This window comes from Streptomyces halobius, assembly GCF_023277745.1.
Lineage (GTDB): Bacteria > Actinomycetota > Actinomycetes > Streptomycetales > Streptomycetaceae > Streptomyces > Streptomyces halobius.
Map to the genome: position 1 here is coordinate 7,389,668 of NZ_CP086322.1, position 14,397 is coordinate 7,404,064.

Below are 14,397 nucleotides of genomic sequence, written 5' to 3' on the forward strand. Positions count from 1 at the left end.
TCTCCGGTGCTTACAGGGCTGCCCTGTAAGGGACTACGTGGCCGGGCCCTGCTCCGCGAGGACGTCGGCCAGGGCGGCCACGAAGCGGTCGGTCGTGGCCCGGTCCCGGACCGCGAGCCGCAGCCAGTCCCGGCCCAGTCCCGGAAAGGTGTCGCCGCGGCGCGCCGCGAAGCCGCGGGCCCGCAGGCCGGCCCGCACCTCCGCCGCGCCCGGCAGCCGGATCAGCACGAACGGCCCCTCGGCCGGCCGGACGGCCCGTACCTCCGGGAACCCGTCCAGCCGGGCCAGCAGATGGGCCCGGTCCCCGGCGGTCTCCTCGGCCGCCGCGGCCGCCTCCGCCAGCGCCGCCGGCGCACAGCACGCCTCGGCCGCGGCCAGCGCCGGGCTGGACACCGGCCACAGCGGCTGCGCCCGTTCCAGCGCCGCGACGGTGCCGGGCGCGGCCAGCACATAGCCGATCCGCAGGCCCGCCAGCCCCCACGTCTTGGTGAGGCTGCGCAGCACGACCAGACCGGGCAGATCCGTCCGCCCGGCCAGCGACGCCCGCTCCCCGGGCACCGCGTCCATGAACGCCTCGTCCACCACGAGGGTCCGGCCGGGACGCGCCAGCCGGGCCAGCGCCTCGGCGGGATGCAGAACCGAGGTGGGGTTGGTCGGATTGCCGACGACGACCAGATCGGCGTCCTCCGGAACGGCCGCCGGATCCACCCGGAAGCCGTCCCGCTCACCGAGCAGCACCCGCGTCACGTCGTGCCCGGCGTCCCGCAGCGCCGCCTCCGGCTCGGTGAACTGCGGGTGCACCACCACGGGCCGCCGAGCCGGTACGGCCCGCGCGATCAGCACGAACGCCTCCGCCGCCCCCGACGTCAACAGCACCCGCTCGACCGGCAGACCGTGCCGTACGGCGACCGCCCGGCGTGCCGCCCGGCCGTCCGGATACGCGGCGAGACCGTCCAGCGACGCGGCGATCCTGGCCTTCAGCCAGTCCGGGGGAGTGTGGGCGCGGACATTCACCGCGAGGTCGGTCAGATCCGTCGAACCGCCTTTTGTGCCCCGGACTTCGGCGTCGCCGTGGTGTCGCAGGTCCGGCTCCGGGGGCTGCCCGGTCCCGTCGGACGGCGCCGGCTCCCGGAGCCGCGCGGGCTCAGCGGGCGTCGGCATGCTCACCGTGCCCCTCGCCGCCCGGCGCCCAGGCCCCGCTCCGCCCCGGTGCGCCGTCCGTTCCCCGGGTGTCCCCCTCGGCCGCCCGGTCCCCGTACGCCGCACCCGTCAGCAGCGGAACGCCCGCCACCATCTCCAGATAACGCTCCACCACGACCTCGGCCAGCTCCGCCCCCGGGCCGATCATTTCGGCGCCGTACACCTCGATCCCGGGATGCGCCGCGGCCCAGCCCTCGGTCTGCATACACAACCGCTCCAACAGATCGCCGGAGAAGAGGAAATAGGGCAGGACGACGATCCGCCGCGGGCCGACCGCACCGGGGGCACCGGGAGCCGCGGTGGCCAGCGCCGCACACCGGTCGAGACCGGCCGGCACATCCGGCCACGCCTGCGAGACGAACGCCGTCTCCACACCCGCGAAGCCGCGCCCTTCCCACAGCAGCCGCGCTGCCCGTGCCACCTCGGCGTTCGCCTGCGGCTCCGAGGCACCGCGCCCCACCAGCAGCACCGTCGTACGGGCCCGGTCCTCGGGTCTGCGGGCGCCACTGCCCAGCGCCGCCTCCACCCGTCGCTCCAGGGTGTCCAGCAGCCTCGGCCCCGGCTCCAGCTCGGCGGCGCAGGCCCAGCCCAGATCCGGATGGTGCTCCCGTGCCCGCTCCAGCGCCTCGGGCAGGGCATCCCGTACGGCCCCGGTCGGCGCCAGCAGCAGCGGCACCGCGGCGACCCGAGTGACGCCCCGTTCGACGAGCCCGGCGACGGCCTCGGCCAGCGGCGGCCCGGACGGCGCGAGGCCGAAGAACCCACCCGTGACGGGAACATCGGGATGCCGCTCGCCGACCGTGTGCACCAGTGCGCGCAGGGCCTCGGCCCCGCCTTCGTCGCGCGTGCCGTGACCGGCGATGAGCAGAGCGGGAGGGGTGGTCACGAGAACTCCTTGTACCGGGGTTTCGCTGTCGGGCGCGGCACCGGGCGACGGTGGCCGGCGCGGGGCGGAGTGGGAGGTCATGACGATATCCGCAGTGGCCGCGCGGGCGGTGGGCGCTCCCCCGAGTGAGGCCGGGCATAACCGAACTGTCGGGTCATACCCCGCCGGTGCTGGGAGCCGCACCGCCGGTTCCGGTGCCGGCTGTCGTTGCCGGGCCTTCCGCACCGCCGGTGGCGGTGCCTTCCGGACCGGTGGTGCCCGCGCCCTCCCGGCCTGCCGCCGCCGCGATGGCGCAGGTCGCCCCGGGCGGCCGGCCGTGCGGCGCCGACTTCCGCTTCCCGACGACCAGTTCGGCACCCGGCCCGGCCGCCAGCAGCGCCGCCGCCTCCGCCACGCTCGGCGTCCCCATGACATCCCGCGCGAACCGCGACGGGGCCGGCACCCGCACGGCCGCCAGAGCCTCGGCCGCATACGACAGCAACGGGACGCCCAACTGCCGCGCCACCCCGGCCAGCCCCGGCTCGGCCGCCTTGACGTCCACCGTCGCCAGCGCGGTCACCGCGGCCGGTGTGTGCCCGAGCAGCGCGAGGGTGTCCGTGACCAGCTCCAGCACCTCCGCCAGCGGCACGTCGCGGCACCCTCCGACGCCCACGACCAAACTCCCCCGGGGCCGAGAGCCCGGGGGAACCCCCTTCGTGTCGCCCTCCGCGTCCCGCCGGCTCATACGGCCAAGGCTCCCCGCCCGGGAGGCACCCCCAACGCCGCGCTCTCCACCAGCCGTCCCGCCAACGACGGCTCCGCTGCCCAGTGCACATGCAGATACGAGGCATGCACCCCGCCGCTGACGAAGCCCTCCACCCGCCGCGCCGGGTGCGTCACGCCCCACGCCGGGCCCTCGCCCGCGCCCGGTTCCAGCGTCGTGCGGTGGAACTCGTGGCCCCGTACCCGCGTCCCGGCCGTGGCCAGCGCGTTGTCCTCCAGCGCCACCGCCTCCCGGTAGCCGAGGGTGAGCCGCTCCGTCATCCGCGCGTCGGCGGGCAGCACCCCGCACATCGGCTTCCCGTCGAGCGACCGGGACAGATAGAGCAGGCCGGCGCACTCGGCGGCGACCGGCGCCCCGGAGGCCGCCAGCGCGGCCACCGCCGCCCGCAGCGGCACGTTCGCCGACAGATCCGGTGCGTACACCTCGGGGAACCCGCCGCCGATCACCAAACCCCGTGTGCCGGGCGGCAGTTGCTCGTCCCGCAGCGGGTCGAACGGCACCACCTCGGCGCCCGCCGCGGCCAGCAGCTCGGCGTGCTCCACGTACGAGAAGGTGAACGCGGCGCCGCCCGCGACGGCGATCAGCGGCCTGCCGGAGGATGTCGTCCCCGCGCCGGGACCCAGCTCCGCCGCCGCGTCCCACGGCGTGTCCGGCAGCTCCGGCGCGGTGCGCGCCAGCGCCAGCAGCGCCTCCAGATCGCAGCCCTCGCGCACCCGCGCGGCCAGTGCCGCCACCGACTCCAGCGCCTCCGCCCGGCGCTCGGCGACCGGCACCAGCCCCAGATGCCGGGACGGCGTACGCGCCTGCTCCGTACGCCGCAGCACCCCCAGCACCGGCACCCCGGAGGAGCCCAGCGCGTCCCGCAGCAGCTCCTCGTGCCGGTCCGAGCCGACCTTGTTGAGGATCACCCCCGCCAGCCGCACCTCCGGGTCCCAGGACGCGAATCCGTGCACCAGCGCCGCCACCGACCGGGACTGCGACGACGCGTCCACCACCAGCACCACCGGCGCCCGCAGCAGCTTCGCGACCTGCGCCGTCGACGACAACTCGCCCGCCCGTCGCCCACCACCACCCTTCGATGGACGCGCTTCGCGCGCAGTGACGGGTGCGGCACCGTCGAACAGCCCCATCACGCCCTCGACCACCGCGAGATCCGCGCCCGCCGCGCCGTGCAGGAACAGCGGGGCGATCCGCTCCGGACCGCACAGGTAGGCGTCCAGATTGCGGCCGGGACGGCCGGTGGCCAGGGAGTGATAGCCCGGGTCGATGTAGTCGGGCCCCACCTTGTGCGGCGACACCGACAGACCGGCCTCGGCGAAGGCCGCCATCAGCCCGGTGGCGACGGTCGTCTTGCCGCTGCCCGAGGAGGGCGCGGCGATGACGAGCCGGGGGAGCGCGGCACTCACCACTCGACACCCCGCTGGCCCTTCTGGCCCGCGTCCATCGGGTGCTTGACCTTCGTCATGTCCGTCACCAGATCGGCACAGTCCAGCAGCTCCTGCGGGGCGTTGCGGCCGGTGATGACGACATGCTGCGTACCGGGACGGTCCCGCAGCACCGACACCACCTCGTCGGTGTCCACCCAGCCCCAGTGCATCGGGTACGCGAACTCGTCCAGCACGTAAAGCCGGTAGGTCTCCTCGGCGAGGCAGCGCTTGACCTGCTCCCAGCCCTCCCGCGCCTTCTCCTCGTTGGACATCTCGCCGTCGCGCTGGATCCAGGACCAGCCCTCGCCCATCTTGTGCCAGTCGACGGTCCCGCCCTCGCCGGAGGCGCCCAGCACCTTCAGCGCGTTCTCCTCGCCGACCTTCCACTTCGCGGACTTGACGAACTGGAACACCCCGATCGGCCAGCCCTGGTTCCACGCCCGCAGCGCCAGCCCGAACGCGGCGGTCGACTTGCCCTTGCCGATGCCGGTGTGCACGAGCACCAGCGGGCGGTTGCGGCGCTGCCGCGTGGTGAGCCCGTCGTCCGGGATGACGCTCGGTTGTCCTTGTGGCATTACGCGGCCCTCCGTGTCGTGTGTGCCGTCCGTACATCGCGTACGAGCGCGGAGACGCTGTCCGCGCGCAGCTCGTCGAGGGTGACGGCGGTGCCCCGCAGCTCACCGGCCAGCTCCCGGGCCAGCCCCAGACGGACCGGGCCCGACTCGCAGTCCACGACCACCGAGGCGGTGCCCTCACCGGCCAGCAGCCGGGCCGCGCGGGAGGCCCGTACCACCGGCCCGCCCGTCGCCCGACCACCACCCCTGGCTGAGAGGCTGCGCCCCGCCCCTTCCGATCCGCCGGTGGCCCGCCCGTCCGTGACGACCACCAGCAGCGGCCGTCGCGACGGGTCCCGCATCCGCTCCACCCGCAGCACCTCATGGGCCTTCAGCAGCCCTTCCGCCAGCGGCGTACGGCCGCCCGTCGGCAGCCGCTCCAGCCGCGCCGCACCCGCCTCGACCGACGACGTCGGTGGCAGCGCCAGCTCGGCGCCCTGCCCGCGGAAGGTGATCAGCCCGACCTTGTCGCGCCGCTGATAGGCGTCGAGCAGCAGCGAGAGCACCGCGCCCTTGACCGCGCTCATCCGCTGCCGCGCCGCCATCGAACCGGACGCGTCCACGACGAACAGGACGAGATTGCCCTCCCGCCCCTCCCGGACCGCCTCCCGCAGATCGTCACGGCGCACCACGAGCCCCGGCCCGCTGCGGCGCCGCGCCCGCTGATGCGGCGCCGCGGCGTGCACGGTCGCCGCCAGGTGCAGCTTGCCCAGGGCGCCTCGGGGCCGGCGGGCCCCGGTCGTCCGGCCGTGCGCGGTACGCGCGCGCGACCGGCGGCCGTCCGCGCCCTCACCGAGTCCCGGGACGTCCAGCCGCCGGGTCTTGAACGGCTCCGCCGCGCCGACGGGCGCCCGCTCGCCGCCGGAATCCCCAGTCGGCTGCTCCGCGGGCTGTTCGGCGGGCTGCTGCCCGGGGGCCGGGGCGTCGGCGCCGGGCGTGTCCGCCGGGCCCTGGTCCCGCTCCTGGCAGGGCGGCGGCGCCTGCTCCGGCACGCCCTGCCGGTCGTCGTGCGGCGGCTGCCCGCCGGGGCCGTCCGGGCCGCCCTCGGGCCCGTCGCCGGGACCGTCCGGGCCGCCATCGTCCGGACCCTCCGGCTCCGGATCGTCGTCGCCGTCCGCGCCGTCGAACTCCTCCAGCGTCCGGTCGAGCTTGTCCTCGTCGAGGCCGGGCGCGTCGAAGGGGGCCCGCCGCCGCCGGTGCGGCAGCGCCAGCAGCGCGGCCTGCCGGACGTCCTCCGTCAGGACCTCGGTACGTCCCGCCCACGCGGCCAGCGCGGTCGCGGTGCGCGCCATCACGATGTCGGCGCGCATCCCGTCCACCTCGAACGCGGCACAGACCGCGGCGATCTGGCGCAGCGCCCCATCACCGAGCTCGACGGACGGCAGCAACTCCCGGGCCGCCACGATGCGTTCGCGCAGCGCGTGCTCCTCGGCCGCCCAGCGCGCCGCGAAGCCCGCCGGGTCCGCGTCGTATGCCAGCCGCCGCCGCACGACCTCCACCCGCCGGTCGGGTTCGCGCGAGGCCGCGACCTCGACCGTGAGCCCGAAGCGGTCCAGCAGCTGCGGTCGGAGCTCGCCCTCTTCGGGGTTCATGGTGCCGACGAGGAGGAAGCGCGCGGCGTGCCGTACGGAGACGCCTTCGCGCTCGACGTAGGAGGCGCCCATGGCGGCGGCGTCCAAGAGGAGGTCGATGAGGTGGTCGTGCAGCAAATTGACCTCGTCGACGTACAGGATTCCGCGGTGCGCGTCCGCCAGCAGCCCCGGCTCGAAGGCCTTGACGCCCTCGGCGAGCGCGCGCTCGATGTCGAGGGCGCCGACGAGACGGTCCTCGGAGGCGCCGACGGGCAGTTCGACCATGCGGGTCTGGCGGTTCTCATGGGCGTCCGGCTCGTGGGGCCCGTCGGGACACGCGGGGTCGGGCGCGGCCGGGTCGCAGGAGAAGCGGCAGCCGGTGACGACGGTGACGTCGGGCGTCAGAGCTGCGAGGGCGCGGACCGCTGTCGACTTCGCGCTGCCTTTCTCACCGCGCACGAGTACGCCGCCGACGGCTGGGGAGACGGCGTTGAGCAGCAGGCTCAGTCGCAGGTCGTCCGCCCCGACGATCGCCGTGAACGGGTAGGTGACCGAAGTCATCAACGGGTACCCCCTTCGAGGGAAGTGCTGTGATCGGGCGCGTCAGTGGCCGTGGGCTGTGCGAAGGTGCCGCCATGGGCCCCGCCATCGCGGGGATGTTCCGGGGACCGCCAAGAGCACGGAGGTACGGGATCTTTCGGCTCCGCGCACGCGGAGTTGCTCGGCAAGTCGGGCGCCCCCGGAGGAACGAACGGCAGCCCCTCCGGCACCCCCTTCTCGATCAGCCGCAACAGCGCGTCCGTGTCCGCGTGCTCCTCGATCAGATCGCCCAGGCGGTCCAGCTGCTCCTCGCGCAGTCTGCCGAAAGCGGTGTCCGGGGCCGGTACGAAGGCCCGGCCCGCGTCGGATGCGACCCGCCGCAGGAACGCCCGGCGGAAGTCGTCGCTCTCCAGGGAGCCGTGCCAGTGCGTGCCCCATACCGAGCCGACCCTGCAACCGTCGAGACCGTTTCCTCGGTCATCAGAGATGAACGTCTCGTCCCCGCCGGCCACTTCGGCCACGCCGTGGTGGATCTCGTATCCCTCGACTCGTTCGCCGAGCGCTTGGCCCACCGGTCTGGCGAGGCACTTCTCGCGGGCGAACCGCACCCGCACCGGCAGCAGTCCCAGCCCTGCGACCGTCCCCGCCCGCGACTCGACCTCGTCCTCGATGCGCTCGCCCAGCATCTGGAAGCCGCCGCAGATGCCCAGCACCGGACGGCCCTCGGCGGCCCGCCGGGCGACGGCGTCCGCAAGACCGCGCTCGCGCAGCCACTCCAGCGCCCGCACCGTGCCACGGGTGCCCGGCAGCACGACCAGGTCCGCGTCGACCAGCTCCTCCGGGCGGTCCACGAACCGCACCACCACGCCCGGTTCGGCGGCCAGCGCGTCCACGTCCGTGAAGTTCGACATCAGCGGCACGGCGGCGACCGCGACCCTGAGGACGTCCGCGCCATGCGGCGGGGCCACGACCGACTCGCGTACGGCGCCGCGCATCGACACCCGCAGGCCGTCCTCCTCGTCGATGCCGAGGCCGTGCTGGAAGGGCAGGACGCCGTACGTCCTGCGTCCCGTCAGCCCGCGCAGCATGTCGAGGCCCGGCTCCAGCAGCGTCACATCGCCGCGGAACTTGTTCACCAGATACCCGGCGACGAGGGCCTGGTCCTCGGGACCGAGCAGCGCCGTCGTCCCGAAGAAGGACGCGAAGACCCCGCCGCGGTCGATGTCGCCGACCACGACGACCGGCAGTCGCGCCGCCCGCGCGATACCCATGTTGACGATGTCGGTGCGCCGGAGGTTGATCTCCGCCGGACTCCCGGCCCCTTCGCAGATCACCGCGTCATACGTGCCCCGAAGCTCCTCCAGGCACTCCGCGACGGTGCCGAGCAACTGCTCCTGCCGGCCCGCATGGTAGCCGCGCGCACTCAACTCCCCCACCGGCTTGCCCAGCAGCACCACCTGGCTGCTGCGGTCGCTGCCCGGCTTGAGCAGCACCGGATTCATCAGCGCGGTCGGCTCCACCCGCGCCGCGGCGGCCTGCATCGCCTGGGCCCGCCCGATCTCCGCACCCTCGTGCGTCACGAACGAGTTCAGCGACATGTTCTGCGCCTTGAACGGCGCCACCCGTACGCCCTGCCGGACCAGCCAGCGGCAGATGCCCGCCGTGACCACGCTCTTGCCCGCGTCGGACGTCGTACCGGCGACCAGCAGGCCACCGCCGACGGCCCCGCCGGACCTCTTCCACCGCCCGTTCACCGGGTCCTCCTCGTCTGCCGGGAGCCCGCACCGGTGCTCCGCGCGGCGACGGCGGTCCGTCGCGCCGCGCCGACCGCCAGCCGGCCCGCGACCGTCGTCGCCAGCGCCAGCGCGCCCACCCGCCGCGAGAGCCGGACCGCCCGGTCGATATCGGATACGCCCGGCGGGCGCGCCCCGCCGTTGAGTACCGGACGGTGTTCCACCCGCCCGCCGTACGCCAGCGTGCCGCCCAGCCGTACGCCCAGCGCCCCCGCGAACGACGCTTCCACCGGGCCCGCGTTGGGGCTGGGGTGCGCGCTTCCGTCGGCCCGCCAGGCCCGCAGCGCGCCGCGCCGGTCGGGACCCGCGAGCACCGTCAGGGCGGCGGTCAGCCGGGAGCCGGGCCAGCCGACCACATCGTCGAGCCGCGCCGAGGCCCAGCCGAACCGGCGGTAGCGCCGCGACCTGTGGCCCACCATCGCGTCCAGGGTGTTCACCGCGCGGAACGCCACCATTCCGGGCACACCGCCCAACGCGCCCCACACCAGGGCGCCCACCACCGCGTCCGAGGTGTTCTCGGCGACCGACTCCACCACCGCGCGGGCCATCTGCGGCCCGTCCAGCGCCTGTGGATCCCGCCCGCACAGATGCGGCAGCCGTTCCCGCGCCACGTCCAGGTCACCCGCCGCCAGCGCACCGCCGACGGCGCGCGCCTCCCGGCCGAGCGAGGTGCCGCCCAGCACCGCCCAGACCGTGGCCGCGGTCAGCGCGACCCGGGCGCCGGGGCGGTGCCGCACCGCGCGGTGCAGCAGCGCGGCAGCGGCCGCAGCGCCGCCCGCGCAGAGCGCCGTGTGTGCCGCACCGTATCCGCGGTGATCGCGCCACAGCCGGTGCTCGACGGCGCCGGCGGCGCGGCCGAACGCGGCCACCGGATGGCCGCGCCGGGGGTCCGCCGCGAGCAGGTCGCCGAGAAAGCCGAGGGTCGCGCCGCACGCGTAGGCCGCGTGTTCGCCGCGCACCGGCTCAGACCGCCGTCCGGCCTCGGAGGGCCGCGGCGACGGCAGGGGGCACGCAGGTCAGAGCAAGGGGGACAGAAGCCAGAGCAGATCTCGAACTGCGGCCGGGCATGGGCGATATGTCCTCACTCAGGGTCCGCGCCCTGGCTCGACGTGTCGGCGACCAGAGTCTCCTGGCTCCCCGGATCGGCGTTTCCCCCGGCCTTCCAGTCCGTACGCACCCGGCCCCGCGGGCGGACGCGTGGCGGACCGTGGCCTTCGCTGGAGGAACGCTCCCCGGTGACAGTGGCGGGACCGCGCCGGATTCTCACCGGACTTCCTCAACTGTCGCCGAATGGCCCGGGCAGTCCACCACGGTCCGCGAAGGCCCGTCAACTCGCCCCTGACCTGCGACGCAGCCCTGTGACGGAAGGTGTGGCAGATGCCACAGGGTGGCGGTCGTGTCACGGAAGGGTGCCCACGCACCTGATTCCACGTCACTGTCGGTGCACGGCACGGCGAGGGGGCCGCGCCGGAAGGGGCCCGAGGGATGCCGCAGAGCGCTGACCGTCAGGAGATCCGCATCCGGATCACGGGTACGGACAATCCGCACCAGGACATCGAGGATCTCAAGGCGTGGCTGGAGCGCGAGCCTTGGCTGCGGCATCAGCCGCACGACTGGACGGTCCGGCCGGGGCCGGCGGACGCGGCACATGTCGCCGCGCGCGAAACGCGTCCGTCGAAGGGCGGTGCCGAGGAACTCAAGCGGGTGCTGATCGCTCCCGGCACCGATCTGTTGACAGATGACGAGGTCGTCATCTGCCGGCCCCAGGAGCCGTGGGAGCTGGAGCAGCGGCTGGACGCCGTCGCCCAAGAGGCGCGCGGACTGCTGCTGGTGCACTTCTCGGGGCACGGGTGGGTCGGCTCGGACGACGGCGATCTGCAGCTGATGGTCGGCGTCTCGGCCACCCGGCCCGCCACAAGACCGTCTCCTGGCAGGACATAATGCCGTCCTGCCTCGACAACGCGGCGGGCCGACCGGATCGTGTTCGTCCTGGAGTGCTGTTACTCCGGCAATGCCGACGAAACCTTCCAGTCCCGCCGTGAACCCATGTCGCTGCTGATGGCCGCGCAGCCCACCCGCCGTATCTTCAGCGGCGACGAACCGGCCGGCGGCAGCCTCTTCACCCGTGCCGCGGTGCCGATCGTGGAATGCGGCATGCGTCGACCCGCCGCACCGACCCGGACCGCGACCCGACCTGTGGATCCCCGAATCCACCGCCGACTACGAGGAGGCCCGCCGCGGGATCCCCGCCGACGCCTCCCCGGCGCCCCTGCGCAACACCGGCCCCGTCGCGTACTCCCCGCTGGTTGTCGGATTCCCGGCGGACGCGCGGCCGGCCGACGTCGAACAGGTCGGCGCCTCCTGGCGGGAGCTGCTCACCGGGAGCGACGGTGATCATGCCGCGCTCAAGCTGCTGCGCCCCAGCCCGGTGCTGTCCGGCACCGGCCTGCTGCACACCCTCGGCCTCTATCTCGCGGGTGACGGCTCCCGGATCGGCGCCGGGAGCACGCCCGACGCCGGGCCCGTCCGGGATGTCGAGGGGCGGCTCTCCGCCCCGGGCAGCCAGTACGCGGGCAGCACGGAACTGCTGTGGTCGCTGCGCCCGGAACCGTCGCCGACCGCACCGCGGGCGGCGACCAGGTGGCCCGAGTGCTGGACGGATATGACAAGGCGCAGAAGTCCAGCCAGGTGCTGATCCTCTTCGACGCCTCCACCTCCATGGCGGAGAGCGGCAGGATGCCGATCGCCCTCAGCGCGGCCGGCCGCGCCCTGGAGATGGTGGGCGCCCGCCACACGTACGGACTGTGGACCTTCCCGGCCCGCGGGCGGCCCACGGATCCCGCGGCGGTACGCCGGGTGGTGCCGCTCGGCACCGCCGACCCGGCCCCCGGCAAGGCCGCACTGGACCGGATCGCGAAGGGGGAACCGGGAGAACTCGTCGAGCACGGCGCCGCGATGGCGGAGGCGCCGACCACCGCCGTACGACGGGAAGAACGGCCGGAAGAAGGGCCGGACCCCGACCACGATGTACGGCATGGTCGCCCAGCTGCGCCCGTACGAAGGGCTCACCGTCAACACCCTGGAATCCGCCTGGGCCAACGGCGGCGACCGGGAGGCGACCAGCTTCACCAAGGGCGAGCAGGTCGGCACGCTCCAGCAGGGCGTCGCCGACATCAAGGACCGGCTGGACTCGATCACGCCGCACGAGGCCACCACGATGGACGAGACGGAGAGCCGCCGATGGTGCGCCGAGGGCCGCGCGGTGTTTATGCGCAACTGGCCGGTGGAGTACGCCTCGGTCGCCGAAAAACTCAAGCCGGGCGTCCCGCGGCCCACGGTGAGGCACCGGCCTACACCCGGACGCTGTACGCCGCGCTGCGCGGCCCAACCGCGCCCGCGCAGCGCCCACTACCAGACCTTCAGCAAGGTCGCGCAGATCCGGGTCCCGGAGTACCTCAACAGTCGCGGCGGCACGGCCATCGCGGACCCCTGGCGAAAAGAAGCGAACGAGGCGCTCAGTGGCCGCGGCTGACGCCGTGGTCCGCCGGTTCCCCCAAGCTCTCAAGGAGCAGGGGGAGCCCCACCGTCCGGTCGGTGCCTGCGCGTGCCACCTGCGGCTGTTGTCAGCCGGCGACGATCAGATAGATGCCGTACGCCACGGCCGCCGCGCACAGCGCGAAGGCCGCCGTAGCCCCAACCCGCGCGCCCACGCCGGGCGCGGTGGACGCCGCGGCGCCCTCTTTCCCGCCTTCCGGGGCGGGCTTGCGGGACGTGCCGACGATGCCGACGGTGAACAGGCCCACGATTCCGACCGTCACCGCGAAGCTGACGCCGAAGACCTGGCCGAGAGCTGCCCAGTCGATGCTCATATGTGTTCCTTAGATGAAGGCCGCTAGGGCGTGGCCGTCGCGGCCTCGGCGCGCCGGGCTGCCGGCGCGGTGGGGGTGGCGGCGCCGTCCGCCTCCGGTCCCGCGTCCGCCGCTTCCGGGGTACGGGGTGCCGGGATACCCGCCGGGGGAGGGGAGACGGCCTGCAGCGCGGCGGTCACCACACCGGCCGGCTCCGCGGCCGGGACCTCGTTGACATTGGTGTGGTCGACCGGCTTGCGCCGGGAGGCGACCCAGATCGCGCCGCAGACGGCGAGCCCGAGCACCGCGACCGTGGCCACGCCCCAGTCGCCCCGTCCGGCCAGGAAGGCGGCGCCCGCCGCGACCAGACCGGCGGCCGGCAGCGTCAGCCCCCAGGCGGCGACCATCCGGCCGGCCGTGGACCAGCGCACCACGCCGCCCTTGCGGCCCAGCCCCGAGCCCATCACGGAGCCGGAGCAGACCTGGGTGGTGGAGAGCGCGAAGCCGAGGTGCGAGGAGGCCAGGATGGTGGCCGCGGCGCCGGTCTGGGCGGCGAAGCCCTGCGGCGGCCGGATGTCGGTGAGGCCCTTGCCCATCGTGCGGATGATCCGCCAGCCGCCCAGGTACGTACCGAGCGCGATGGCGAGACCGGCCGAGACGATGACCCACAGCGGCGGGTCGGTGTGCGGGGCGACCACACCGCCGGTGATCAGCGCGAGCGTGATCACGCCCATCGTCTTCTGTGCGTCATTGGTGCCGTGGGCGAGCGAGACCAGGGCGGCCGAGGCGATCTGCCCGGCTCGGTAGCCCTTGGCGGTGTCCTTCTCGTCGCGGTTACGTGCCAGCCGGTAGGTCAGCCGGGTGGCCGCCATCGCCGCGAGTCCGGCGACGACCGGGGCCGCCACGGCCGGGATCAGCACCTTCATCACCACGGCCTCGCCGTGCACCCCGCTGGTGCCGACGGAGACCAGGGTCGCGCCGATCAGACCGCCGAAGAGGGCGTGGGAGGAGCTGGAGGGGAGTCCGGCGAGCCAGGTGAGCAGATTCCAGACGATCGCGCCGACCAGGCCGGCGAAGATCACTTCAGGTCTGATACCGGCGCTCTCATCAATGATTCCGCCGGAGATGGTCTTGGCTACCTCCACCGACAGGAACGCTCCGACGAGATTCAGTACCGCAGACATCGCCACCGCGGTCTTGGGTCGCAAGGCGCCGGTGGAGATGGTGGTGGCCATCGCGTTGGCCGTGTCATGGAAGCCGTTCGTAAAGTCGAACACCAAGGCCGTGACGATCACGATCCCGATGAGAAGCGTGATGTGTTCCATTCACCCAGGCAATCCGTTCGAAGTCAGTGGTCGCGGGGACCGTACGGAGGGTGGATGAACGGAAAGTGAACTGAAGCGGGCTCAGCGGTGACGCACCCGCACTGTTCACGCGGAGATGTCTCTCACGTCACTTGCCTATCACCCTGCGGCAACCTTCATCTGCTCCGCCGGTGGCCTGTTCCGGCGGTTCCCGTCGGTACGTTGCGGTTCCCGTCGTTGCGTTGTGGTGTTGATCACCGGGTGCGGGTGCGGGTGCGGGTGCGGGTGCGGGTGTCGGTGCCGCGCCGCGCCTTGAACGGCTGACCCGGGACCGCCGACCGGGGGGCGGCTCGTCTCCGCCTCATCGCCCCGACTGGCACGTCTGTCCCCATATGGGGGATTCCGGGGGGATGAATCCCCGGCGTACAGTGCCTCGGCCCGCCCGTACGGT

13 protein-coding genes and 1 riboswitch are annotated in these 14,397 nt (G+C 74.1%); of the genes, 3 read left to right on the forward strand and 10 right to left on the reverse strand.

Translation table 11 applies throughout. The annotated features are described in order from the left end of the window. Window positions 1-33 precede the first annotated feature (33 nt). The 8 genes from cobC to K9S39_RS33510 all read right to left on the reverse strand — a co-directional run bounded on the left by cobC (window position 34) and on the right by K9S39_RS33510 (window position 9,753). Entirely contained in the window at window positions 34-1,161 is a 1,128-nt protein-coding gene (gene cobC, locus K9S39_RS33475) for an Rv2231c family pyridoxal phosphate-dependent protein CobC (protein ID WP_248867061.1), read from the reverse strand. Beyond that, entirely contained in the window at window positions 1,145-2,086 is a 942-nt protein-coding gene (locus K9S39_RS33480) for a sirohydrochlorin chelatase (RefSeq protein ID WP_248867062.1), read from the reverse strand. Before K9S39_RS33480 ends, cobC begins: the two co-directional genes overlap by 17 nt. Window positions 2,087-2,240: 154 nt before the next feature. Then, entirely contained in the window at window positions 2,241-2,714 is a 474-nt protein-coding gene (locus K9S39_RS33485) for a cobalamin biosynthesis protein (protein WP_248867063.1), read from the reverse strand. A 92-nt stretch (window positions 2,715-2,806) separates the two neighbouring features. Continuing rightward, on the reverse strand, window positions 2,807-4,258 hold the full coding sequence (locus tag K9S39_RS33490) for a cobyrinate a,c-diamide synthase (RefSeq protein WP_248867064.1): 1,452 nt from the start codon (window positions 4,256-4,258) through the stop codon (window positions 2,807-2,809). Continuing rightward, on the reverse strand, window positions 4,252-4,851 hold the full coding sequence (cobO, locus tag K9S39_RS33495) for a cob(I)yrinic acid a,c-diamide adenosyltransferase (RefSeq protein ID WP_248867065.1): 600 nt from the start codon (window positions 4,849-4,851) through the stop codon (window positions 4,252-4,254). Before cobO ends, K9S39_RS33490 begins: the two co-directional genes overlap by 7 nt. Continuing rightward, complete coding sequence (locus K9S39_RS33500; protein ID WP_248867066.1) at window positions 4,851-7,022, reverse strand: putative cobaltochelatase; 2,172 nt, start codon at window positions 7,020-7,022, stop codon at window positions 4,851-4,853. The genes cobO and K9S39_RS33500 overlap by 1 nt, the downstream gene beginning before the upstream one ends. Further along, window positions 7,022-8,755: a cobyric acid synthase gene (locus K9S39_RS33505; RefSeq protein WP_248867067.1), complete on the reverse strand. Its 1,734-nt coding sequence runs from the start codon at window positions 8,753-8,755 to the stop codon at window positions 7,022-7,024. The genes K9S39_RS33500 and K9S39_RS33505 overlap by 1 nt, the downstream gene beginning before the upstream one ends. Then, window positions 8,752-9,753: a cobalamin biosynthesis protein gene (locus K9S39_RS33510; RefSeq protein WP_248867068.1), complete on the reverse strand. Its 1,002-nt coding sequence runs from the start codon at window positions 9,751-9,753 to the stop codon at window positions 8,752-8,754. Before K9S39_RS33510 ends, K9S39_RS33505 begins: the two co-directional genes overlap by 4 nt. A 164-nt stretch (window positions 9,754-9,917) precedes the next feature. Beyond that, window positions 9,918-10,071: riboswitch (cobalamin riboswitch) on the reverse strand. Between the two features lie 208 nt (window positions 10,072-10,279). Here K9S39_RS33510 and K9S39_RS33515 point away from each other — a divergent pair. From K9S39_RS33515 to K9S39_RS33525, 3 genes are all read left to right on the forward strand, one after another. Continuing rightward, a complete protein-coding gene (locus tag K9S39_RS33515; RefSeq protein ID WP_248867069.1) occupies window positions 10,280-10,735 on the forward strand; it encodes a hypothetical protein in 456 nt (151 codons plus the stop codon). Between the two features lie 184 nt (window positions 10,736-10,919). Next, window positions 10,920-11,489, forward strand: a complete 570-nt coding sequence (locus K9S39_RS33520) for a substrate-binding domain-containing protein (RefSeq protein WP_248867070.1) — start codon at window positions 10,920-10,922, stop codon at window positions 11,487-11,489. A 339-nt stretch (window positions 11,490-11,828) separates the two neighbouring features. Further along, window positions 11,829-12,326 carry a type 2 periplasmic-binding domain-containing protein gene (locus K9S39_RS33525; RefSeq protein ID WP_248867071.1) on the forward strand — a complete coding sequence of 166 codons (498 nt, stop codon included), beginning with the start codon at window positions 11,829-11,831 and terminating at the stop codon, window positions 12,324-12,326. Window positions 12,327-12,417: 91 nt separating this feature from the next. Here the strand turns inward: K9S39_RS33525 and K9S39_RS33530 are convergent, their stop codons facing one another. Both K9S39_RS33530 and K9S39_RS33535 read right to left on the reverse strand, forming a co-directional pair. Continuing rightward, a complete protein-coding gene (locus K9S39_RS33530) occupies window positions 12,418-12,663 on the reverse strand; it encodes a hypothetical protein (RefSeq protein ID WP_248867072.1) in 246 nt (81 codons plus the stop codon). Between the two features lie 23 nt (window positions 12,664-12,686). After that, window positions 12,687-13,967: an inorganic phosphate transporter gene (locus K9S39_RS33535; protein ID WP_248867073.1), complete on the reverse strand. Its 1,281-nt coding sequence runs from the start codon at window positions 13,965-13,967 to the stop codon at window positions 12,687-12,689. Window positions 13,968-14,397 lie beyond the last annotated feature (430 nt).